At 56.1% G+C, this 21,944-nt stretch carries 20 protein-coding genes; 7 read left to right on the top strand and 13 right to left on the bottom strand.

The genetic code is table 11. From position 1 onward, the window contains the following. Window positions 1-41 precede the first annotated feature (41 nt). On the top strand, window positions 42-1,433 hold the full coding sequence (uhpT, locus tag V5P19_RS14665) for a hexose-6-phosphate:phosphate antiporter (protein WP_334404470.1): 1,392 nt from the start codon (window positions 42-44) through the stop codon (window positions 1,431-1,433). A 62-nt stretch (window positions 1,434-1,495) separates the two neighbouring features. On the opposite strand, the gene V5P19_RS14660 is transcribed toward uhpT, so the two are convergent. Further along, window positions 1,496-2,296: an MBL fold metallo-hydrolase gene (locus V5P19_RS14660; protein ID WP_334404468.1), complete on the bottom strand. Its 801-nt coding sequence runs from the start codon at window positions 2,294-2,296 to the stop codon at window positions 1,496-1,498. Between the two features lie 197 nt (window positions 2,297-2,493). Between V5P19_RS14660 and V5P19_RS14655 the strand changes: the two genes are divergently transcribed. Continuing rightward, a complete protein-coding gene (locus tag V5P19_RS14655) occupies window positions 2,494-2,946 on the top strand; it encodes a DUF1198 domain-containing protein (protein WP_334404466.1) in 453 nt (150 codons plus the stop codon). Window positions 2,947-3,048: 102 nt separating this feature from the next. Then, window positions 3,049-4,239, top strand: coding sequence for a purine ribonucleoside efflux pump NepI (nepI, locus tag V5P19_RS14650; RefSeq protein WP_334404464.1), 1,191 nt, complete (start codon window positions 3,049-3,051; stop codon window positions 4,237-4,239). Window positions 4,240-4,287: 48 nt separating this feature from the next. Here the strand turns inward: nepI and V5P19_RS14645 are convergent, their stop codons facing one another. From V5P19_RS14645 to V5P19_RS14620, 6 genes are all read right to left on the bottom strand, one after another. Further along, window positions 4,288-5,193 (bottom strand): DMT family transporter, encoded by a 906-nt coding sequence (locus V5P19_RS14645; protein WP_334404462.1) that lies wholly within the window; start codon window positions 5,191-5,193, stop codon window positions 4,288-4,290. 112 nt (window positions 5,194-5,305) lie between these two features. Next, window positions 5,306-6,685: a carbohydrate porin gene (locus V5P19_RS14640; protein ID WP_334404460.1), complete on the bottom strand. Its 1,380-nt coding sequence runs from the start codon at window positions 6,683-6,685 to the stop codon at window positions 5,306-5,308. Between the two features lie 138 nt (window positions 6,686-6,823). Further along, the gene (locus V5P19_RS14635; RefSeq protein WP_008500136.1) at window positions 6,824-7,126 is read right to left on the bottom strand and encodes a PTS lactose/cellobiose transporter subunit IIA; all 303 of its coding nucleotides are present in this window, start codon (window positions 7,124-7,126) and stop codon (window positions 6,824-6,826) included. Window positions 7,127-7,137: 11 nt separating this feature from the next. Next, window positions 7,138-8,511, bottom strand: a complete 1,374-nt coding sequence (locus tag V5P19_RS14630; protein WP_334404457.1) for a glycoside hydrolase family 1 protein — start codon at window positions 8,509-8,511, stop codon at window positions 7,138-7,140. A gap of 17 nt (window positions 8,512-8,528) precedes the next feature. Beyond that, entirely contained in the window at window positions 8,529-9,854 is a 1,326-nt protein-coding gene (locus V5P19_RS14625) for a PTS sugar transporter subunit IIC (protein ID WP_334404455.1), read from the bottom strand. Window positions 9,855-9,865: 11 nt separating this feature from the next. Next, window positions 9,866-10,180 carry a PTS sugar transporter subunit IIB gene (locus V5P19_RS14620; RefSeq protein ID WP_120158986.1) on the bottom strand — a complete coding sequence of 105 codons (315 nt, stop codon included), beginning with the start codon at window positions 10,178-10,180 and terminating at the stop codon, window positions 9,866-9,868. Window positions 10,181-10,473: 293 nt separating this feature from the next. Between V5P19_RS14620 and V5P19_RS14615 the strand changes: the two genes are divergently transcribed. Next, window positions 10,474-11,424 carry a LacI family DNA-binding transcriptional regulator gene (locus tag V5P19_RS14615; RefSeq protein ID WP_334404451.1) on the top strand — a complete coding sequence of 317 codons (951 nt, stop codon included), beginning with the start codon at window positions 10,474-10,476 and terminating at the stop codon, window positions 11,422-11,424. Between the two features lie 27 nt (window positions 11,425-11,451). On the opposite strand, the gene V5P19_RS14610 is transcribed toward V5P19_RS14615, so the two are convergent. The 5 genes from V5P19_RS14610 to V5P19_RS14590 all read right to left on the bottom strand — a co-directional run bounded on the left by V5P19_RS14610 (window position 11,452) and on the right by V5P19_RS14590 (window position 18,182). After that, a complete protein-coding gene (locus V5P19_RS14610) occupies window positions 11,452-11,748 on the bottom strand; it encodes a YicS family protein (RefSeq protein WP_334404449.1) in 297 nt (98 codons plus the stop codon). A gap of 121 nt (window positions 11,749-11,869) precedes the next feature. Continuing rightward, the gene (locus V5P19_RS14605) at window positions 11,870-13,234 is read right to left on the bottom strand and encodes an efflux transporter outer membrane subunit (protein WP_334404447.1); all 1,365 of its coding nucleotides are present in this window, start codon (window positions 13,232-13,234) and stop codon (window positions 11,870-11,872) included. Further along, entirely contained in the window at window positions 13,234-16,344 is a 3,111-nt protein-coding gene (locus V5P19_RS14600) for an efflux RND transporter permease subunit (RefSeq protein ID WP_334404445.1), read from the bottom strand. Before V5P19_RS14600 ends, V5P19_RS14605 begins: the two co-directional genes overlap by 1 nt. After that, window positions 16,344-17,465 carry an efflux RND transporter periplasmic adaptor subunit gene (locus tag V5P19_RS14595; RefSeq protein ID WP_334404444.1) on the bottom strand — a complete coding sequence of 374 codons (1,122 nt, stop codon included), beginning with the start codon at window positions 17,463-17,465 and terminating at the stop codon, window positions 16,344-16,346. The genes V5P19_RS14600 and V5P19_RS14595 overlap by 1 nt, the downstream gene beginning before the upstream one ends. A 147-nt stretch (window positions 17,466-17,612) precedes the next feature. Then, on the bottom strand, window positions 17,613-18,182 hold the full coding sequence (locus V5P19_RS14590; RefSeq protein WP_334404442.1) for a helix-turn-helix domain-containing protein: 570 nt from the start codon (window positions 18,180-18,182) through the stop codon (window positions 17,613-17,615). Between the two features lie 186 nt (window positions 18,183-18,368). Here V5P19_RS14590 and V5P19_RS14585 point away from each other — a divergent pair, with 186 nt between their 5' ends. Continuing rightward, on the top strand, window positions 18,369-18,788 hold the full coding sequence (locus V5P19_RS14585; protein WP_334404440.1) for a GNAT family N-acetyltransferase: 420 nt from the start codon (window positions 18,369-18,371) through the stop codon (window positions 18,786-18,788). Here V5P19_RS14585 and V5P19_RS14580 read toward each other — a convergent pair. After that, window positions 18,785-19,432: a TetR/AcrR family transcriptional regulator gene (locus V5P19_RS14580; protein WP_334404438.1), complete on the bottom strand. Its 648-nt coding sequence runs from the start codon at window positions 19,430-19,432 to the stop codon at window positions 18,785-18,787. The genes V5P19_RS14585 and V5P19_RS14580 overlap by 4 nt on opposite strands. Before the next feature lie 93 nt (window positions 19,433-19,525). Between V5P19_RS14580 and V5P19_RS14575 the strand changes: the two genes are divergently transcribed. Next, the gene (locus V5P19_RS14575; protein WP_334404436.1) at window positions 19,526-21,013 is read left to right on the top strand and encodes an MDR family MFS transporter; all 1,488 of its coding nucleotides are present in this window, start codon (window positions 19,526-19,528) and stop codon (window positions 21,011-21,013) included. A 92-nt stretch (window positions 21,014-21,105) separates the two neighbouring features. After that, window positions 21,106-21,924 (top strand): lipoprotein NlpA, encoded by an 819-nt coding sequence (gene nlpA / locus V5P19_RS14570; protein ID WP_334404632.1) that lies wholly within the window; start codon window positions 21,106-21,108, stop codon window positions 21,922-21,924. Window positions 21,925-21,944: the final 20 nt, after the last annotated feature.

Here is a 21,944-nt window from a genome sequence, read left to right as displayed (position 1 = left end):
CCTGCCATTCGCAGGTATAAAAATCAGCTCAGGAGCAAACCATGCTGGCCTTCCTCAACCAGGTGCGCAAGCCGACCCTGGATCTGCCGCTCGATGTGCGGCGCAAAATGTGGTTCAAACCGTTCATGCAGTCCTATCTGGTGGTCTTTATCGGCTACCTGACCATGTACCTGATCCGGAAAAACTTTAACATCGCGCAGAACGACATGATCTCGACCTACGGGCTGAGCATGACGCAGCTGGGGATGATTGGCTTGGGCTTCTCCATTACCTACGGCGTGGGGAAAACGCTGGTCTCTTACTATGCAGACGGCAAAAACACCAAGCAATTCCTGCCGTTTATGCTGATCCTCTCCGCCATCTGCATGCTCGGCTTCAGCGCCAGCATGGGCACGGGCTCCGTCAGCCTGTTCCTGATGATCGCCTTCTACGCGTTGAGCGGTTTCTTCCAGAGTACCGGCGGGTCGTGCAGTTACTCCACCATCACCAAATGGACGCCGCGCCGCAAGCGAGGTTCCTACCTTGGCATGTGGAACATCTCCCACAACCTCGGCGGTGCGGGTGCAGCAGGGGTGGCGCTGTTCGGTGCGAACGTTTTGTTTGACGGTCACGTAATTGGGATGTTTATCTTCCCGTCAATTATCGCCCTGATTGTCGGCTTTATCGGCCTGCGCTTCGGCAGCGACTCCCCGGAATCTTACGGCCTCGGCAAAGCCGAAGAGCTGTTCGGCGAGGAGATCAGCGAAGAGGACAAAGAGACCGAAGAAAACGACATGACCAAATGGCAGATCTTTGTTGAATACGTGCTGAAAAACAAAGTGATCTGGCTGTTATGTTTCTCGAATATCTTTCTGTACGTGGTGCGTATCGGTATCGATCAGTGGTCTACGGTGTACGCTTTCCAGGAGCTGAAGCTCTCCAAAGAGGTCGCGATTCAGGGCTTCACCCTGTTCGAAGTGGGCGCGCTGGTCGGCACCCTGCTGTGGGGCTGGCTCTCTGACCTCGCCAACGGCCGTCGCGCGCTGGTGGCCTGCATTGCGCTGGCGCTGATTATTGCGACGCTAGGCGTTTACCAGCATGCCAGCAACCAGTACGTCTACCTGGCGTCCCTGTTCGCGCTCGGTTTCCTGGTGTTTGGTCCGCAGCTGCTGATCGGCGTAGCCGCCGTTGGCTTCGTGCCGAAAAAAGCGATCGGCGCTGCCGATGGGATTAAGGGCACCTTCGCCTACCTGATCGGCGACAGCTTCGCGAAGCTGGGGCTGGGGATGATCGCCGACGGTACGCCAATCTTCGGCCTTACCGGCTGGGCGGGCACCTTCGCCGCGCTGGATGCGGCCGCCATCGCCTGTATCATCCTGATGGCGATGGTCGCGGTGCTGGAAGAACGTAAAATTCGCCGTGAGAATCGTGCGCAGAGATTGAAAGCAGCTTGAGTATGTAGGTGACGTTTTGCCCGGTGTGAGATGCCGGGCTTTTTTATTCGCTGAATTAAGACCTACCCCAGAACAAAAATATCCCCTGTTGTCGGGGTAACAGTGCCCGGCAACCACAAATTGCCCCATTTACCCGTACAATGGCAGCCCATTATTTTGTCGGGCTGTAAGCCGTGCAGAAACTGCCTGACTGCCCAGAGCTTACGCGGTGACGCACAGCGAAGATGGAAACCGCCGAAAATTGCATGGATGTGATTGATGCCGGTTATTCTCTGGCAATGACGCACAATATCAATCAGCCCTCGGTGCCCACAGCCGATAAAAATGACCAGGCCACGGTCAGATTTATACATCAGAACCCCTTCATCTTTTACATAATCCGTATTCGCATTTTTACTGCCGATAACACCGTAGGCGTGCGGTTTGGCGACAGGGATCTCCCCTGACCATATAAAGCGCTCCCCAATCTGGAGCGGGGTACTGCTGTATTCCATGCGGTAGCGTGAATAATCATTATTCAGCGACAATTTTTTTAGTCTGGCGGTATACCCTGAAAACTGTATTGCCGAGTAGCGCTCGCAGGCTACGTGGGGATGGCATACGATCCGGCAATTATCCGGTAGCCACGGAACGCCGCCACAGTGGTCATAGTGCCCGTGAGAAAGTACCGCTGCGGTCAGGCGAGTCAAATCGACCCCCATCAGACCCGCGTTATGCAGGAAGCTATCATCAGGACCGGTATCAAACAGAATGGAATCATTTTCATCCTGTATAAACAGGCTGAGCCCTGCTTTAGCCCGCAATAAGTTTTTAGCGCCGGGGTTAGGTCGGTTCTCCAGCAGGACACTGATTGTTATGGACATGTTCGCTCTTTCCCTGAAGTAATGATTCGTTACCGCCAGCCGTTGACCATACACCGTGGATATACAATCGTCCCCATAAAAACTAAAACGATTTTCCTGCCCTTTTTCCAGCGCTTTTCAGTTCACTATTATGCTTCTGCCCGCTGTTGACGTCCTGCGTTTCCCGCTATGATGGGCGGCTAGTCTAAGGAGAACGCATGGTCTGGATAATGCTGGCAACGCTTGCCGTGGTGTTTGTGGTCGGATTCCGTATCCTGACCTCAGATTCCCGCCGCGCCATCAAACGTTTAAGCGAGCGGCTGGGGATCACCCTGATGCCGGTCGAGTCGATGATCGACCAGTTCGGTAAAACGCCTGGCAATGAGTTTATTCGTTATCTTGAGCGCCCCGACGAGGCGCATATGCAAAACGCGGCACAGGTGTTGCTCATCTGGCAGGTCTGCATTGTCGATGGCAGCGAAGAGAACTTGCATACGTGGCACCGCTTGCTGCGTAAAGCCCGCCTGGCCGCGCCCCTTACCGATGCGCAAATTCGTCTGGCACTTGGTTTTATGCGCGAGATGGAGCCCGATCCGCAGGAGCTTAACGCCTTCCAGCTGCGCTATAACCAGCTCTTCCTGCCGGAAGAAGGCGTGTTTTATCTGCACTGATCCCCTGTAAAAACGACAAAAGTTGTCTAAACGTTAAATTCGTCACACTTTTGATGATAAACTGCGCGACTTTTCCGCACGATTTTATCTTCAGGTGACGCCATGACAGAACATATCCAGCCTTCGACCAAACCGCAGACCAAAGAGGTTTCTCGCCCCAACTGGTCGGCGGTTTTTTCTGTGGCATTCTGCGTCGCCTGCCTGATTACCGTTGAGTTTTTGCCGGTGAGCCTGCTGACGCCAATGGCGCAAGACTTAGGCATTTCTGAAGGTGTTGCAGGCCAATCCGTTACCGTGACCGCGTTTGTCGCGATGTTCGCCAGCTTGTTTATTACCCAGGCTATTGGCGCTGTTGACCGCCGCAAAGTGGTTATTCTGTTTAGCGTGCTGCTGACGCTCTCCTGCCTGCTGGTCTCCTTCGCTGAAAGCTTCACCCTGCTGCTGCTGGGACGTGCCTGTCTCGGACTGGGGTTAGGCGGCTTCTGGGCAATGTCCGCCTCGTTGACCATGCGCCTGGTACCCGCGCGTACCGTGCCAAAAGCCCTGTCCGTTATCTTTGGGGCGGTCTCCATCGCGCTGGTGATCGCCGCGCCGCTGGGCAGTTTTCTCGGCGGGATTATCGGCTGGCGTAACGTCTTTAATGCGGCGGCGGTGATGGGCCTCGCGTGTATTATCTGGGTGTGGAAGGCACTGCCGTCCCTGCCGGGTGAAGCGGCGCATCACAAGCAGAACATGTTTAGCCTGCTCAAGCGACCGGGCGTGCTGGCGGGCATGACCGCCATCTTTATGGCCTTTGCCGGACAGTTTGCCTTCTTTACCTACATCCGCCCGGTATTTATGACCATGGCGGGCTTTGACGTCGACGGTCTGACGCTGGTGCTGCTGAGCTTCGGTATCGCCAGCTTTGTTGGTACGTCGCTCTCATCCCAGTTCCTGAAACGTTCCCTGAAGGTGGCGCTGGCGGGGGCGCCGCTGGTGCTGGCGATAAGTGCAGCGGTGCTGGTGCTGTGGGGCAGCGATAAGTGGGTGGCGTCGGCAATTGCGGTTATATGGGGCTTTGCCTTTGCGCTGATCCCGGTGGGCTGGTCGACGTGGATCACCCGCTCTCTGGCCGATCAGGCGGAAAAAGCCGGGTCAATTCAGGTGGCGGTAATCCAGTTGGCAAACACCTGCGGCGCGGCGGTGGGCGGCGTTGCGCTCGACCACATCGGGCTCACGTCACCGCTGGTGATTTCCGGCACGCTGATGCTGCTGACGGCGCTGCTGGTGGCGGGTAAGGTGAAGGCGAAGTAGCGGCTCTCTCCCTCTCCCGGGGGAGAGGGTTAGGGTGAGGGCATCAGGCTACGCTGATGTCTGAACCCGTCTTCTCGAATCCATCGAAATCAACACCACCGACGACACAATCAGCAGCGTTCCTAGCCAGTCCGGCAGGGTAAACGCCACGCCCAGCAACATCACCGACAACAACGCGCTGCTTAACGGTTCGGCGCAGCTCAGAATGCTCGCCTTCGGCCCGCCAATCATCTGTGCGCCCTTCAAATACAGGCTGAACGTCAGCGCCGTGCCGATCACCACCAGATAGAAAAAGGCCAGCAGCAGGCTGCCGTCGATCGTAAAAGTGGTGCCGCGTCCGGCGTAGAACGGCGTCAGCATGACGCCCGCAATCAACATACTCCAGCCGACAATCGGCAGCGTGCCGTAGCGGGCAATCAGCGTCGACGGATACGTCGTATAAAATGCCGCGGCAAATGCTGACGCAATGCCGAAGAACAGCGCGGCAGGTGAGATGGAAAGCGACGTAGGATCGCCGTGGGTGACCAGCAGGAAAGTGCCGATCAATGACGTCATAATCGCGGACAACACAAACACGCCGGGGCGTTTTTTCCGCGCCAGGGCAAACCACGCCACAATAATCGTCGGCGACAGGAACTGCAGCACGGTGGCGGTAGCGGCGTTGGATTTTTCAATCGTCAGCAGGAAGGTGAGTTGCACGGTAAGCGCGCCAACCAGCGAGAAAATCAGCAGGCTGAGGGCGTCTTTGCGATGTCTGATGACCGAGAAAATCTTGTCGCCGTGAACGAAGGATAAGGTCAGGAGGATCACGCCGGTAAACAGCAGGCGAACCATGGTCAGGTAAGGCGAAGAAATGTGGCTTTTCTCCATGATGTACTGCGCGCAAACGCCTGAACTGCCCCATAAAACGGCGGCAATCAGGACGTTTAGCATCCCTTTACGTGTGGAACCCATTTTCTCCCCTGCTATATTGTCGTGAATTCGGTCAACAGCATAGCATGATAGGGTGCGGTCTGATGCCCTCACCCCAGCCCTCTCCCCAAAGAGGAGAGGGAGAGAACATTAACTAGAACCAGGCTTCCCACATCGCGCCGACGTTGAAGTCGTCGAGCGTTTCGTCTTTGGTATTGTTCACGCGCGCGGTACGTTCGTTATCCACTTTGCCGCCGGTCACGTAGAAGCGCAGCATCGGACGGAACTCCGGGCCCATGGCGATAGACATGTTCTGCGACAGGGTCAGCTTCCAGCCTTTGTTATCGCCGCCGTTGTCATAATCAACATGCTGCCAGCCCGCTTCCAGCCAGGTGGAGTGAACGTCGTTCCACCAGTGCATCGGGCGCACGATGGCGTTGTAGTTCTTACGGTTATCGGTTTTATCACGGCTGTTGTCGTAGTCGTGGAAGGCGAGAATGTACTCAACCTGCGTGGCCTGGGTAAATTTGTACAGCCCTTCAAAGCTGGCGTAGACCGTGGTCAAATCCTCGGTTTTGTTGAACACGCTGTTATCCGCGTTATCAGAGTAGCGGGCGATCACCTTGTTCACGCCGCTGTCGTTGGTGTGGCTCAGCACCACGCCGCCCTGCCAGGCGTTCAGACGCTCGTCGCTCTCTACGGCTTTGGAGTCAAAGCCGTAGTTGGCATACAGCTCCATGTCGATGGGGCCGAGCTTCATGCCGTGAATTTTTGAGGTGGCAGCGTAGTTGCCTTTGTCGCCGGTGCCGGAACCGCCGGTACAGGTGATGCGCGATGGGTTTGCCTCATCTTCCATCACTTCCGGGCTACAGGATTCGACTGCTGCCACGGTGGCGACGTCAAACTGCACGCCGCCGATGTCGAAGTTCTTCACCCCGGCGCCCTGGCCGTCGTGGTTCATCCAGAAGTAGTCGTTGATGCCCTGCTGCGGACGCTGGTGGAAGTCGCGACCGGCCCAGAAGTAGGCGTTCGGGTTGGAGGCCATAACGTTGGTCACCCCGGCGTAGGCTTTTTTCAGATTAACTTCGTCGCCCCAGTGGTCAATCATCACGTTGACGTCCCAGATAGCGCCGTTTTCGCCTTTGAACGCTTTGGAGAGCTGGAACTCACCGCCGTTGCCTTCGTTACCCAGACGACCAATCGCTGACGCGCCGTTATAGGAACCGTCTACCGCCACGTATTTCTGATCGGCCGCCTGGAAGTGCGCGCCGTAGCGGGCGTAGCCAGTAAACTTAATGCCGAATGGAATCGCCATATCCGGCGACTGCGCCGCGCTTTGCGGCTCGGTCACCACGTCGGCTTTTTTCGCGACGGCGGCATCCATTTTGGCCTGACGCTCAGCCAGCGCTTTGTCCACTGCTTTTGCCACAATGGCGTCGATTTGCTCCTGCGTAAATTCTTGTGCGAGCACGGAAATAGGGCAAAGCGCGGCGATAACCGCCATGGTTAATGGAAGTTTTTTAATCGTATTCATGGTTATCTCAATATAGTTTAGTTTTATTCAGACAATAACCATCCCGCTCCGATCTGACAGAATATGTCGCTATCATCAGAACAAGTGGAATTCTATTTAAGGTACAGAGGTATTACATTAACATTATTTCGCCATAGACTATCTCTGATATAAATGAATAATTTCTTCAGACAATTCACGCGCTAATAGCGAATTCATTAAATGATCCTGCGCGTGCACCATAATTAAGGTCATCGGCTGGCGGGCTTCACCCGCATCCTGCTCGATCAGTTTGGTCTGCATCTTGTGCGCCTGGCGCGCGTAGCCATCGGCTTCGCGCAGCAGGCTTTTGGCTTCGTCGATGTTGCCCTGACGCGCAGCGTGCAGTGCTTCAAAGCACAGGCTGCGCGACTGACCAGCATTGACGATGATTTCCATTACGGCTTCTTCCAGGGCAATCATCATCTCTTACTCTATCTCTCGAAACTATTATTCAAAGAGGTGGCAGCAAACCACTCTCCGCTCTTTTTAATGGTGCGTTGCTGCGTGTCTAAATCGAGCTGGATAAATCCATAACGATTTTTATACGCATTACACCATGACCAGTTATCAATAAACGTCCACATATGATAACCAAGACAATTGCACCCTTCGCGAATACCTTTATGCAACCAGGCTAAATGTCCTGAAATAAAATCAATGCGGTATTGATCGTTTATTTGACCGTTCTCAATAAAGCGCTGTTCATTTTCAACACCCATACCGTTTTCAGAAATAAAGCAGCGTGGGTTGCCATAATTGTCGCGTAGATTAATCAGAATATCGTAAATACCCGGCTCGTAAATTTCCCAGCCACGATACGGGTTCATCTTGCGGCCCGGCATTTCGTAGTTATCAAAGAACCACTCCGGCATAAACGGTGCCTGTGGATTCACCGCGCTGTCGCGACACTTCACGCGACGCGGTTGATAGTAGTTAACGCCGAGCAGGTCGATTTTCCCTTCGGCAATCAGGGCGCTGTCTTCCGGGTTACAGGCAGGAAGCTGATCGTAAGCCTTTAACAGTGCCACCAGATCCGCCGGATATTCGCCGCGCAGTACCGGGTCGAGGAAGCTACGGTTGAACATCAGATCCGCAATGTGTGCGGCTTTGACGTCAGCCGGGTTCTGCGAACGCGGGTAAGACGGGGTCAGGTTCAGCACGATGCCGATCTCCCCGGCGTAATGCCCGGCGCGGTAAGCGCGAACCGCCAGCGCATGGGCCAGGACGGTGTTGTACGCCACGGTAGCTGCCCGACGGAAATCCACCACGTTCGGGTAGTGGAAGTCGTAGAGATAACCGCCCTCAACCGGGACAATCGGCTCGTTGAAGGTAAACCAGTGCAGCACGCGATCGCCGAACAGCGCGAAGCAAATCTGCGCATAGCGGGCGTAAGCGTCCACCACGTCGCGGTTTTCCCAGCCGCCAATCTCCTGCATTGCCATCGGCATGTCGAAGTGGAACAGGGTGATAAACGGCGTAATGCCCTGTTCATTCAGCTCATCAATGACCTGATTGTAAAAATCGACAGCTTCCGGGTTCACTTCACCGATACCGTCGGGGATCAGGCGCGCCCAGCTAATCGAGGTACGAAAGCTGTTATGGTTCAGCTGCTTTAACAGCTGAATATCCGTTTTCCAGTGCTGATAAAACGTGGAGGTGTGCTGCGGCCCCACGCCGTTGTGAAAACGGTTCGGCTCGCGGGCAAACCAGTAATCCCATGTGGTTTCACCCTCTCTTGTCCCTTCGGTCTGGAGAGCGGAGCTTGCGCTGCCCCACCAGAAATTATCGGGAAATGCGTATTTCATGACTTTTCCTCTTTGACTTAATGGCTTGCTGTTTCAGCGGTACCCACGGTTGCCTGGGCTTTCTGCTCTTCGTTTTTCATCAACGTACGCTCGTAAGCACGCAGGAACGGCAGGTACATCAGCGCTGACATCACCATGCACACCAGGCACATCACTACCGGGCTAAGCGCCCAGTTGGCGGCCCACGAAGCACCAATCGGCGCGGGGGTGGTCCACGGCGTTAACGACACAACCTGTGCCAGCCAGCCGAGCTTCGTTGCGCCGTACGCCAGGCAGGCGTTCACCAGCGGAACAAACACGAACGGAATAAACAGCATCGGGTTCATGATGATAGGCGCGCCGAACAGGATCGGTTCGTTGATGTTAAAGAAGCTTGGCACAATGCCCATTTTTCCGATGGTACGTAAGTGCGTTGCGCGGCTACGCAGCAGCAGGAAGGCCAGCGGCAGAGTAGAGCCCACGCCGCCAATCAGCAGGTAGTGATCCCAGAAACCCTGCAGGTAGACGTGCGGCAGCGCGGCGCCTGCGGCCAGCGCCGCCTGGTTTGCCGAGAGGTTTGCCATCCAGAACGGGTTCATGATGCCGGTGACAATCAACGAGCCGTGGATACCGGCGAACCAGAAAATCTGACACAGCAGCACGGAGAGCAGAATGGCTGGCAGAGAGTCCGACGCAGAGACCAGCGGCTCCAGCAGGTGCATAATCGCCTGCGGAATAATCATCCCGGTCTGCGCTTCAATGAACAGGTTCAGCGGATGCAGCGTGCCGATCACCACAATCACCGGGATCAGGATCTCAAACGAGCGCGCTACGCCGGTCGGTACTTCTTTTGGCAGGCGAATGGTCACGTTGTTCTGCTTCAGCCACGCGTAAACGCGGGTGGCGTAAATCGCGGTGATCAGTGCGGTGAAAATCCCCTGGCCTGACAGATACTGAGTGGAAATCTTACCGTCTGCATACGGCGCCGCCACCAGCAGGAAGGCCATAAAGGCCAGCAGGCCGGACATCACCGGGTCAAGGTTAAACTGACGCCCCAGGCTTGCGCCAATCCCCACCGAAATGAAGAAGGTCATCACGCCCATGCTGAGGTTAAACGGCAGCATCAGCTGCTCGCGGTAGGTCTGGGAGAAATCCAGCCAGCCGCGGGCAAAGCTGTTGGTGGTATCTGCAGAGAACGGCGGAAAGATAAACACCAGCATAAACGAGCCGATGATCATAAACGGCAGCGCGGCGGTAAAGCCGTCGCGGATTGCAATCACATACTTTTGCTGTCCAAGCTTCGCGGCCAGCGGGGTAATTGACTGCTCAATCACCGCGACCATTGATTGATATAACGAACTCATGTGAACACCTTTTAGTGTGCCGCTTCGATAAGCGACAGAGCATAGTCCAGTACTTTATCGCCGCGTTGCATGCCGTAATCCATCATATCGATGGGTTGCACCGGAATGCCTTGCGTCGCCGCCTTGTCTGAGAGTGTCTTTAACATGTATTTCACTTGCGGTCCGAGAAGGACGACCTGATATTGCGGAAACTGCGTATCAAATTCGGAAACACCGTACGCATCGATCTTCACCGACAAACCACGTTCTTTCGCGACATCGACCATTTTGCTGACCAGCAGGCTGGTGGACATCCCGGCAGAGCAGCACAGCATAATCTTGAACATCGACAACCATCCTCTAAATGTAAAAAGTTATTGCGACGATGATTGGACATCATACGGAAACCGGTTTCCATTCATAAAAGACAGAAGTGTGACAACCATCAAGAAGCTGTTCTTGTGGGGGTTGTTACCACGATCTGCATCACATAATTTGGCGATTAAGACATCATTATGAGTGGAAACGGAAAATCGGTTTCCATGAAAAACGGAAACGGATATACTCCGTTCTGGCTATAATGTGAGCCGTTGCGGTTATGGAATTAGCAGGCGAGAAGTCGGTCTGCCAGGGGAGAGAGATGTCTACAATCAACGATGTATCACGTCTGGCCGGGGTGTCCAAAGCCACGGTATCACGGGTGTTGAGTGGGTCGCGTGGCGTAAAGGAAGCCAGCCGTCAGGCCGTTTTAAAAGCGGTGGAGGAGCTAAACTACCGACCCAATGTCATTGCGCAGTCGCTGCTGAGCCAGTCGACGGGCTGTATTGGCGTAATCTGCGCGCAGGAGAATATTAACCAGACCACCGGCTATCTCTATGCGCTGGAAAAACAGCTCAGCCAACATCAAAAGCACCTGCTGCTGCGCTTTGCGCATTCTAAAGCAGACGTGATGAACGCCCTTGAAGAACTCTCCTGCGGCTTATGTGATGACATTCTTGTTATCGGCGCGCGTTTTCCGCTGGATATCGATCTGGAAAACGTCATTTTGGTCGACTGCATGGCGTCAGATAATCCTAACAGCATCCAGTTCGATCACGCGTTTGCAGCCGAAACGGCCTGCAACTATCTCACCAGCCAGGGTCGCCGCCAGATTGCGCTGATCCACCCGCACGGCAGCGGTTTTGCTGACCAGGTACTGCTGGGCTACAAGCACGCGCTGGAGAAGAATTTCCTGCCCTTTAACCGCAATCTTGTCTTTATGGACGCCACATCTTCGTCCGTTGCGCTGCAGGAACTGCTGAATAACGCCACTACGTTGAATTTTAACGCGCTGCTGGTGGCCGACGAACAGGAAGCCCAGCGGGTGATCCCGCAGCTGCAGGCGTTTAATAAATCGGTGCCGGACGACATCATGGTCTTTAGCCTGGGCGGATCGCTGCAGCTGCCGGGGATTCCGGTGATCCCGGCCATCGAATATTCGATGGACGCCATGGCATCGCGCATCGTGAGCTGGCTGACGGAGAAAACGCAGATGCTGGGGTCTTACGTTCTGCGTGGGGATCTCATCATTCCGGATATCCGTAAGCGTTAAAAAAAGCGTGAAGCTTATGCTTCACGCTCAGTAATCTTCCATGCAATCGACCTGACTCACCGCGTCCCAGTAGGCATCCAGATTGTCGCGCTTCACGGCGGTGATGGCATTTTTGATCAGCAGCTGATTCGCCTCGGACGACAAAATCATCCCCTGCCAGGCTTTATCGCTCTGCTTCTTCTGCGGCGTACAGGTTTTCTTCACATCTTTTAAAACCTGCTGCTTTATTTGGGCATCTTTCACAGGATCGTCCTTCGCCCCAGCGTGAACAAACGCGGCGAACAGCAGGCAAACGAGCAGACAAACCAGGTGTGCAGATTTCATCGAAACCCCCGTTAAAAAGTCACATGCTTCCCCTGAAATATATCGTTACATTCAGTGTAGCGACTCCAGCCGAAAGTATGAATTTTCTCTTTAGCGCGTATGAGAATCGCCGCAAAAGATATTACTGAATGCCGCCCCCCAGCGATTGCCACAGGGTGATGCGGTTTTCCAGGTCGGTTTGCTGCAAGGCGATCAGCGACGATTGCGCCGACCACAGCGACCGCTGCGCGGTTAATACCGTCAGGTAATCGCCCGCACCGGCCTGATAGCTGCGGGTCGCCACATCCAGCGTTTTTTGCTCCGCCGCCACGTATTCACGCTGGGCATCACGCTGCTCGCTCAGCGTTTCGCGGCGCGCCAGCGCGTCGGCCACGTCTTTAAAGGCGCTCTGAATGGCCTTCTCGTAGGTGGCGATCAGCCCCTTTTTCTCTGCTTGTGCATAGCGCAGCTGTGCCATATTGCTGCCGCCGCTGAACAGCGGCAGGGTGATGGACGGTGCGAATGACCAGACCTTCATTCCGTGACTGAAAAGTGACGACAGCGAATCGCTGCCGACGCCCGCGCTGGCGGTAAGTGAGATAGTGGGGAAGAAATTAGCGCGCGCCGCGCCGATGTTAGCGTTGGCGCTCAGCAGGCTATGCTCGGCCTCCTGAATGTCCGGGCGACGCAGCAGCGCGCTCGAACTCACCCCCGCCGGGATCAGCGTGATGGCGTTATCGTTCAGGCTCTCCAGCGTGCCGGGCAGCAGGTTATCCGGCACCGTGTCGCCCGCCAGCAGATTGAGGGCGTTTTTGTCCTGCATCACCAGCGTGAGATAGCTCGCCACGCTGGCGCGTGCCTGCTGGTAAACCGCCATTGCGGCGCTAACGTCCGTTGCCGCCGCCACGCCGACCTCACGCTGACGCGTCACGATGTTCAGCGAGTTTGCCGCGCTTTCTTGGGTGGATTTCGCCAGCGCGAGATTACTGTTATCCGCCGCCAGCGTTACCCAGGCCGTGGTCAGCTCGCTGACCATCGTCAGGCGCGTGTTCTGCGCGGTGAATTCACTGGCAAGCCAGGTTTCACGCGCCGCGCGCGACAGGCTCTGATTACGGCCAAACAGATCCAGCTCAAAGCTGGAAACCGCGCCGTTGGCCTCATCGCTTGTCGCCACGCCGCTCGCCAGCGTACGGCTGCGGGTGTGGCTCAACTCGGCATCCACCGTTGGGAACAGAGACGCGCGCGTTTCGCCGTACTGGGCGCGGGCAGCGTCGATATCCGCAATCGCTTTTTGGACGTCACGGTTGCTGGTGAGCGCCATCGTCACTACGCCTTTCAGGCGCACATCGTTCATCACCTGCTGCCATTGGCTCACTGCGGCAGTGGCTTCCCCGTGCGCGCCGGGCAGCGTGGCCGGGACGGGCGCGTCCGGGCGTTGATATGTGGGGTCTAACGACACGCAGCCTGCGCTCAGCAGGGCTAAGGCTAAAACAGATACACGAAACATTATGACCTCCGGTTTGCGTGCTTACCGGAGAACAGACGCTTCACCAGTACAAAGAATAAAGGGACGAAGAAGATCGCCAGCAGCGTTGCGGCTAACGTCCCGCCGATGATGCCGGTCCCAATTGCCACGCGGCTGTTGGCTCCAGCTCCGGTCGCCACGGCCAGCGGCGTGACGCCAGCAATAAACGCCAGCGAGGTCATGATGATCGGACGCAGGCGGGTCTGAGCGGCACGCAGGGCGGCGCGCGTCAGGGAGTAACCTTCGGCGACCTTGGCTTCGGCAAACTCCACAATCAAAATGGCGTTCTTCGACGACAGGCCGATGGTGGTCAGCAGCGCCACCTGGAAGTAGACGTCATTGTTCAGGCCGCGCATCGAGGCGGCCAGCGCCGCGCCCAGTACCCCAAGCGGAATCACCAGGATGACCGAAATCGGCACGGACCAGCTCTCATAGAGCGCGGCCAGGCACAGGAACACCACCAGAATCGAGAGGGCGTACAGGCTCATCGCCTGTCCGCTCGCCAGTTTTTCCTGCAATGACAGGCCGCTCCACGCCCAGGTACTGCCTGCCGGGAGGTTATTCGCCAGCTGCTCCATTTTGCTCATTGCGGTCCCCGAGCTGGCGCCACTGGCATTTTCACCCTGGATCTCATACGCCGCTGAGCCGTTGTAACGCACCAGGCTTTCCGGGCCATATTCCCAGCGGGTGGTGGCGAAAGCGGAGAAGGGCGTCATGGTGCTGTCGCTGCCGCGTACAAACCATTTATTGAGATCGGACGGCGAGGCGCGATAGTCGCTATCGCCCTGGATGTAGACCTTCTTCACGCGGCCGCGATCGATAAAGTCGTTCACGTACGTTCCGCCCCATGCGCTGGAGAGGGTACTGGTGACGTCGCTCAGAGAAAGTCCCAGCGACACGGCCTTATTGTTATCGATGTCCACCTGCAGCTGCGGCATTTGCGGCAGATCGTTGGCGCGCACGGCGTGCAGCGCGCTGTCCTGATTGGCCTCTCCGGTGAGCTGATTACGCAGCTTCAGTAGCGTATCGCGATCGGTGCCGCCGCTGGCCATTAGCTCAAAGGTAAATCCGTTGCTCTGGCCTAAACCATCCACCGCCGGTGGCGTCATTGCAAAAATGGTGGCATCACGAAGGGTGCTCAGCTCCTGCGTGGCGCGTAGGGCGATGGCCTGGGCGGTGTTTTCGTCGCCTTTACGTTCGGACCAGTTTTTCAGGGAGACAAACGCCATCCCGGCGTTCTGCCCGCTGCCGCTAAAGCTGAAGCCTTCAATGGTAAAGATAACGTTGGTATTGGCTTTCTCTTTGGTAAGGAACCACTCGCGCACCTGGCGGCTGATCTCGGCGGTACGTGCCGCCGTCGCGCCTGCTGGCAGGGTGTACTGCACCATGATTTCGCCCTGGTCCTCCGTCGGCAGGAAGCTGCCCGGTAGCTTCAGCATGGCGAACCCCATTGCACCACACAGCAGGGCATAGACCGCCAGCATGCCGCCGGAGCGACGAAGGACGCGTAAGACCTTGTTCTGATAACCGCGTTCGGTTTTGCTGTAGAACCGGTTAAACGCCCCGAAGAAGCCTTTTTTGTGCGGGGTGGTGTGGTTCAGAATCGAGCCGCAGAGCGCGGGCGTCAGGGTCAATGCCACCACCACGGAAAGGAACATTGCCGAGATAATGGTGACCGAGAACTGACGATAAATAACGCCGGTTGAGCCGCCGAAGAAGGCCATCGGCAGGAAAACTGCCGAGAGCACCAGCGCAATGGCGATCAGCGCGCCGGAGATTTCGCCCATCGATTTTTCGGTAGCTTCACGGGCGGGCAGCCCTTCATCGCGCATAATACGCTCGACGTTTTCCACCACCACGATGGCGTCATCCACCAGAAGCCCGATCGCCAGCACCATCGCAAACAGCGTCAGGGTGTTGATGGAATACCCGAACAGCGCCAGCACGCCAAATGTGCCTAAAAGTACCACCGGCACCGCCAGGGCCGGGATCAGCGTCGCGCGGATGTTCTGCAGGAACAGATACATCACCACCACCACCAGAATGATGGCTTCGAACAGGGTCTTAATCACATCCTCAACTGAGATCTTGATGAACTCGGTGCTGTCTTTCGGGTAGGCCACGTCGTAACCTTCCGGCATCGACTTTTTGAACTCGGCGATTTTGTCTTTGACCGCCGTCGCGGTGTTGAGCGCGTTTGCGCCCGGGGAGAGCATAACCGCCATACCCGCTGCCGGGTGGCCGTTCAGCTTCGCCGTCGCGGTATAATCTTCGCTGCCCATCTCTACGCGCGCGACGTCGCCGATGTGCACGACCGCGCCGTTGGACTGGCTCTTAACGATGATATTTTTAAACTGTTCCACGGTCTGCAGGCGCGACTGGGCGCGCACGGTCGCGGTCAGCTGCTGCGCGTTAGACGAGGGCAGCGCGCCGATTTTACCGGCCGAAACCTGCACGTTCTGCGCTTCAATCGCGCTTTGAACGTCGGACGGCATCAGCGAGTAGGAGGCCAGCTTCGCCGGATCGAGCCAGATGCGCATGGCGTATTCTGCGCCAAACACCTGCAGGCTCCCGACGCCTTCTACGCGCGCCAGCGGGTCCTGCATATTGCTGACCAGCCAGTCGGCGATATCCGAGCTGCTGGCGGCGTCGGTTTTATCGTACACCCCCATGATCAGCAGAAAGCTGCTCTGCGATTTTTGCACGGTAATCCCGGATTGCTGCACCTCGGTCGGCAGGCGCGATTCCGCCTGCTGGACTTTGTTCTGCACCTGTACCTGGGCGGTATCCGGGTCGGTTCCCTGTTCGAAGGTGACGGTAATACTCACCGAGCCGTCCGAGCTGCTGGTGGAGGTAAAGTAGAGTAGGTTATCCAGCCCGGTTAGCTGTTGCTCGATGACCTGCGTCACGCTGTTTTCCAGCGTCTGTGCAGAAGCGCCGGTGTAGGTGGCGGAAATTTTTATCGACGGCGGGGCGACGTCCGGATACTGCGCGACCGGCAGCGTGCGGATGGCCAACATGCCCGCGAGCATAATCAGAATGGCGATCACCCAGGCAAAGACCGGGCGACGCACGAAGAAACGAGAAAACATCAGGCGTTTCCTCCGGTGCTTTTCATCTCTTCAGCCTTCACTTCCTGGCCGGCGGTGACTTTATCGGTTCCTTCCACAATCAGCTTATCGCCTGCCTTCAGGCCGCTTAGCACCAGCCATTTGTCGCCGTAGGTGTCCCCGGTTTCCAGCTGGCGCTGCTCCACCTTGTTGCTGGCGTTGACCACCAGCGCGGTGGCGATGCCTTTTGCATCGCGGGTAATCCCCCGCTGCGGCGCGAGGATCGCGTCACGCATAATGCCTTCATCCACTTTGGCGCGCACAAACATGCCGGGCAGAAGCTGATGCTGCGGGTTCGGGAAGACGGCGCGCAGGGTGACCGAGCCGGTAGACTCATCCACGGCCACTTCGGTCAGCGCCAGCCGACCCTTTTCGCTATAGGTGCTGCCATCTTCCAGAATTAATGACACGCTCAGCGTATCGCTGTTGGTGGCGAGCGTTTGCTTGCGTAATCGCAGCAGATCGGCGCTTGAGCGCGTTAAATCGACGTACATGCTGTCGAGACCGCGAATTGTGGCCAGCGCAGTCTCTTGCTGCGCCGTCACCAGGGCGCCAGGCGTGACGGAGGAGATACCAATGCGCCCTGTAATCGGAGCGGTAACGGTCGTCCAGTTGAGGTTAATGCGTGCACTCTCCCGAGCGGCCTTCTTTGACTCGACGCTGGCCTTGTCCTGCGCGCAGGTGGATTGGGCGTCTTCTGCATCCTGGCGCGATACGCCGTCGTCTTTCACCAGCTGCGCATAGCGCTGGGCTTTCTGGCAGTCGGCCTGCACCAGCGCCTGTGCCTGTTTCAGCGCTGCCGCCGCCTCATCGTAAGCGGCGCGGAAGCTGGAAGGATCGATTTGGTACAGCGATTGTCCCGCTTTGACGGTATCGCCTTCGGTAAACAGCCTTTTCTGGATAATGCCGCCGACCTGCGGGCGCACGTCGGCGCTCATCGCGGCGGTAGTGCGGCCAGTCAGTTCGCTGACGACGGACACCGGCTGGCTCAGGAGAGTGACAATCCCCACTTCCGGGAGGGGACGTTGAGTTGCAGATGTTTGCGCATTATCGCACCCTGTCAGGAGGAGTAATGCTGCGATGGAGGTTGTTATGGTTTTCATAATTTTTTTCCAGGGTGAACGATGCCTGCCTTGTTAATGGCTTAACAAGGAGGAGGGCTATTTAAAGGCACAGCGAAACCGCATCTCAGGCAAAGCCGGAAATGTAAAAAGGGGAATGTACTGTCCCCGCTAATGATTCACATGCAATTACTTCGCAGTGAAAAGCATATTTAAAATATTCTGATAAAGGGGTTCTAATTGTTCAGCTGGGACTTTTAAGGGTGTTAATCGACGGTAAATCGTTCCCTCAATCATCACCGCGGTTATCTCCACGCAGCAGCGAATATGCTCATCATTCAGATGAGGAAACTGCTTTTTCAGATGCGCACAGGCGTTGGTAAACATACGGGCGTCGGCTGCGATCAGCATGGCCGCCACCTGCGGATTACGCGTTGCCTCTGCGGACATTTCGAGCATCAGCGCGTCGTCATCTTCGTTGAGGGTTTGTCGCCACGCGAGCGCCTGAGGCATTCCTTCAACCAGCGTTTTGCCCTGCATTTCTTCGATCCGCGAGTCAATGATGCGCCGAATCATCTCTTCAATAATCGCGTCTTTGTTATTGAAATAACGGTATATTTGCCCAACGCTAAGCTTTGCTTCACTGGCAATCTGCGACATACTGGCGGCATGGAATCCGCTGGCACGAAAGCAGCGGCGCGCGGCGGTAATGATCTCGTCCTGCCGCAGTTTTTGTCGTTCTTCCAGTTTTGTGCTCATCGTCGGCTACCCTGTGAAAAATGAGAATGATCGTTCTCATTATACGATTTGGGTGCGTATTGGAAAGCGTTTTTTTATTTTCATTTTGACTGAATATTTCTACGGCTAAACAATGGAGAAAATGAGGAGTTTTTATGAAGGTGAAGCTGTGAGATATTCAAATTGCGCGAATAATAAGGAGAAAATATGCATCTGAACATAACAGATAAGGTCACGCCCGAAGAAAAAGAAGAGTTATTAACCGGGTTAAGAGCGTATAACGGGCAGTTTTTAGATCTATCGAACTTTAGCGGTGATATAGGCGTATACGCACGAGATGAAAACGGCGTTATGCTGGGCGGGTTAATTGGGGTGCGTAAAGGCGACTGGTTAAATATCGATTTTCTCTGGGTCAGCGAAGACGCCCGCGGCTCCGGGTTGGGTCGCCAGCTTATTCAATCAGCAGAGGACGAAGCCCGGCGCAAGGGCTGCAAGCACGCGCTGGTGGATACGGCCAGCTTTCAGGCGCGCCCGTTCTATGAGAAGTTGGGCTTCCGGCTACAGATGTCCCTGCAGGACTACCCTTATCGGGGCATGCAGAGACACTATCTGAGCAAATCCCTTTAGCCGCCAATCCCCTGGCCGATCACGGCCAGCGCGTGGCGCACGATAATATCCGGCGAGAGGGCCTGTAGCCTCTCGTCATTGCGCATGCGCGAGAAGGGCACCAGCACCAGGCTCAACAGCGTGGTGAACAGCAGTTCGGGTGCCAGTTCCTTGTTGAGCTTGCCGTCCTGCTGCCAGCCCTTGATGGTGGCGAGCGTCGCCTGGTATTTCTCGTCGCCGAACCGTGCCTTCAGATGCGTACGCAAAACCGGCATCTCGCCAATCACCTCCTGCATCCAAAGCGGTGCAAACCACGAGTACTCTTGCGCCAGCTCGGCCAGGACGCTCACCATTTCCGTAAGGGCATTGAACGGCGAATCCGGGTTATCGGCGAAAATCGTGCCGATTTTGTTGCGTAACGGCAGGAAACGCTCCTCGATCATCGCGTCGAGTAGTTGCTCTCTGGAGTTGAAGTAGTAATGCAGCATCGCGGGGGTGACGCCTGCCTCTTTGGCAATCGCGTTTAATGACGTATTGGCTATCCCCTGACGGGAAAAAAGATTCAAGGCGATATCCAGAAGCTGCTCGCGGCTGGCGGTAACACGCTTGCCGCCGCGCGGGCGTCCGGGGCGTCGGGGTTCAGAATTGTCCTTTTGTGCTGACATAGTCGCAGTATCTCTTGATCTTATTCATCACTTACACAAATATTAATTATGCGATTAATTAATTTCAAGTGATGTTTAATGGAATCTGACGTAATGACTCAACCTGCGCAAAAAGCGCCGTCGATAAAGCTGCTGTTCAGCGCGCTGCTGCTGGTTATGCTGCTTTCCGCGCTGGATCAGACCATTGTCTCCACGGCGCTGCCGACTATCGTGGGTGAACTGGGCGGGCTGGATAAACTCTCCTGGGTGGTGACGGCCTATATTCTCAGCTCAACCATCGTGGTGCCGCTGTACGGCAAATTCGGCGACCTGTTTGGCCGTAAAATTGTTCTTCAGGTCGCCATTGTGCTGTTCCTGGTCGGTTCTGCGCTCTGCGGGCTGGCACAAAACATGACCCAGCTGGTGCTGATGCGCGCCCTGCAGGGGCTAGGCGGTGGCGGTTTGATGGTCATCAGCATGGCGGCCGTTGCGGACGTCATTCCGCCTGCGGACCGTGGCCGCTACCAGGGGCTGTTTGGCGGCGTGTTTGGGCTAGCAACGGTGATTGGCCCGCTGATTGGCGGATTTATCGTCCAGCACGCCTCCTGGCGCTGGATTTTCTACATCAACCTGCCGCTGGGGTTGTTTGCCCTGCTGGTCATCGGTGCGGTGTTTCACGGCAGCGCGCGGCGCAGCAGGCACGAGATTGACTATCTGGGGGCGATTTATCTCAGCATGGCGCTGCTGTGCATCATCTTGTTTACCACGGAGGGTGGCACTATCCGCCAGTGGAACGACCCGCAGCTGTGGTGCATTCTGGCCTTCGGCCTGACCGGTATTGCCGGATTTATCTACGAGGAGCGGCTGGCGTGGGAACCGATCATTCCGCTTTCGTTGTTCCGCGACCGCAGCTTTCTGCTCTGTAGTCTGATTGGTTTTATCATCGGCATGTCGCTGTTCGGCTCGGTGACGTTCCTGCCGCTTTATCTGCAGGTGGTGAAAGACGCTACGCCGACGCAGGCCGGGCTGCAGCTGATCCCGCTGATGGGCGGACTGCTGCTGACCTCGATTATCAGCGGGCGCATTATCAGCCACACCGGTAAATACCGCCTTTTCCCTATCCTCGGCACGCTGCTTGGCGTGGTCGGGATGTTTTTACTGACGCATATTTCAATCGATTCACCGACCTGGCAGCTGTATCTCTATACCAGCATTCTGGGGATGGGGCTGGGTCTGGTGATGCAGGTCCTGGTGCTGGCGGTGCAGAACAGCGTATCGGCCGATCAATACGGCGTGGCAACCTCCGGGGTGACCCTTTTCCGTTCCATCGGCGGGGCGATTGGCGTGGCGCTGTTTGGTGCCGTGTTCACTCACGTTCTGCAATCAGGCCTGATCGACCGTTTACCCGAAGGGGCCGCGCTGCCGCGTGAGTTGAACCCGACCGCCATCCATCATCTGCCTGACGCTCTGAGGCTGGATTATCTGGACGCGTTCGGCTCGGCAATCCATGCCGTCTTCCTGCTGGCTGCAGGCATTATGGTGCTGGCGTTTGTGCTGTCGTGGTTTTTACGTGAAGCGCCGCTGCGCAAAGGCCATAAGTGACGTTATCTCTCGCATATAACCTATCCGTCTTATTGATTCCTTTTCGTTTTTTAGCCTGCCGTCTCGTTGTCGATATAGTCTTCAAAACAATTATCAAAAGGAACGGTCTGGTGAAATATCGATTGGGTGCTCTGGTTCTCGCGGGTCTGCTGCTGGCGGGATGCGATCAAGGCGGCAGTGATGCCAAACACATCAAAGTCGGCGTCATTAACGGCGCTGAGCAGGACGTGGCGGAAGTCGCCAAAAAAGTGGCAAAAGAGAAATTCGGTCTGGACGTTGAGCTGGTCGGCTTTAGCGGCTCATTGCTGCCAAACGATGCCACCAACCACGGGGAGCTGGATGCCAACGTCTTCCAGCATCGTCCGTTCCTCGCGGAAGACAATAAGGCGCACGGCTACAAACTGGTTGCCGTCGCGAATACCTTCGTTTTCCCGATGGCCGGTTATTCCCGTAAAATCAAAAACGTCTCAGAACTGAAAGACGGTGCGACCCTTGCCATTCCCAACGATCCGACCAACCTCGGCCGCGCGCTGTTGCTACTGCAAAAAGAGAAGCTGATTACCCTGAAACCGAACGTAGGCCTGCTGCCTACCGCGCTGGATATCACGTCGAATCCTAAGAACCTGAAGATCATGGAACTCGAAGGCGCACAGCTGCCGCGCGTGCTGGATGACCCAAAGGTAGACGTGGCTATTATCAGCACTACCTATCTCCAGCAAACCGGGCTTTCGCCCGTGCATGACGGCGTCTTTATCGAAGATAAAAACTCCCCGTACGTCAATATTGTGGTGACGCGTGAAGACAATAAAAATGCAGAAAACGTGAAGGAATTTATCCAGTCGTATCAGTCCCCTGAAGTGGCGAAAGCCGCAGAGACGATTTTTAACGGCGGGGCAGTGCCGGGCTGGTAAGCGGCGAAACCCGCGCTTTC

The sequence above is a fragment of the Enterobacter sp. UNJFSC 003 genome (genome assembly GCF_036903355.1).
In the GTDB taxonomy this organism is placed as follows: Bacteria; Pseudomonadota; Gammaproteobacteria; order Enterobacterales; family Enterobacteriaceae; genus Enterobacter.
Note: the sequence above shows the minus strand (reverse complement) of the source record. Positions and strands in the feature narration are given on the sequence as shown.

Excerpts from the sequence above, each read along its gene's own strand:
- V5P19_RS14585 (WP_334404440.1), top strand. The coding sequence starts at position 18,369 with ATGCATCTGAACATAACAGATAAGGTCACGCCCGAAGAAAAAGAAGAG.
- V5P19_RS14645 (WP_334404462.1), bottom strand. The coding sequence starts at position 5,193 with ATGGGTTCCACACGTAAAGGGATGCTAAACGTCCTGATTGCCGCCGTT.
- V5P19_RS14630 (WP_334404457.1), bottom strand. The coding sequence starts at position 8,511 with ATGAAATACGCATTTCCCGATAATTTCTGGTGGGGCAGCGCAAGCTCC.
- V5P19_RS14615 (WP_334404451.1), top strand. The coding sequence starts at position 10,474 with ATGTCTACAATCAACGATGTATCACGTCTGGCCGGGGTGTCCAAAGCC.
- nepI (WP_334404464.1), top strand. The coding sequence starts at position 3,049 with ATGACAGAACATATCCAGCCTTCGACCAAACCGCAGACCAAAGAGGTT.
- V5P19_RS14655 (WP_334404466.1), top strand. The coding sequence starts at position 2,494 with ATGGTCTGGATAATGCTGGCAACGCTTGCCGTGGTGTTTGTGGTCGGA.
- V5P19_RS14610 (WP_334404449.1), bottom strand. The coding sequence starts at position 11,748 with ATGAAATCTGCACACCTGGTTTGTCTGCTCGTTTGCCTGCTGTTCGCC.
- V5P19_RS14605 (WP_334404447.1), bottom strand. The coding sequence starts at position 13,234 with ATGTTTCGTGTATCTGTTTTAGCCTTAGCCCTGCTGAGCGCAGGCTGC.
- V5P19_RS14660 (WP_334404468.1), bottom strand. The coding sequence starts at position 2,296 with ATGTCCATAACAATCAGTGTCCTGCTGGAGAACCGACCTAACCCCGGC.
- V5P19_RS14575 (WP_334404436.1), top strand. The coding sequence starts at position 19,526 with ATGACTCAACCTGCGCAAAAAGCGCCGTCGATAAAGCTGCTGTTCAGC.
- V5P19_RS14625 (WP_334404455.1), bottom strand. The coding sequence starts at position 9,854 with ATGAGTTCGTTATATCAATCAATGGTCGCGGTGATTGAGCAGTCAATT.
- V5P19_RS14590 (WP_334404442.1), bottom strand. The coding sequence starts at position 18,182 with ATGAGCACAAAACTGGAAGAACGACAAAAACTGCGGCAGGACGAGATC.
- V5P19_RS14580 (WP_334404438.1), bottom strand. The coding sequence starts at position 19,432 with ATGTCAGCACAAAAGGACAATTCTGAACCCCGACGCCCCGGACGCCCG.
- V5P19_RS14600 (WP_334404445.1), bottom strand. The coding sequence starts at position 16,344 with ATGTTTTCTCGTTTCTTCGTGCGTCGCCCGGTCTTTGCCTGGGTGATC.
- V5P19_RS14595 (WP_334404444.1), bottom strand. The coding sequence starts at position 17,465 with ATGAAAACCATAACAACCTCCATCGCAGCATTACTCCTCCTGACAGGG.
- uhpT (WP_334404470.1), top strand. The coding sequence starts at position 42 with ATGCTGGCCTTCCTCAACCAGGTGCGCAAGCCGACCCTGGATCTGCCG.
- V5P19_RS14635 (WP_008500136.1), bottom strand. The coding sequence starts at position 7,126 with ATGATTGCCCTGGAAGAAGCCGTAATGGAAATCATCGTCAATGCTGGT.
- V5P19_RS14640 (WP_334404460.1), bottom strand. The coding sequence starts at position 6,685 with ATGAATACGATTAAAAAACTTCCATTAACCATGGCGGTTATCGCCGCG.
- V5P19_RS14620 (WP_120158986.1), bottom strand. The coding sequence starts at position 10,180 with ATGTTCAAGATTATGCTGTGCTGCTCTGCCGGGATGTCCACCAGCCTG.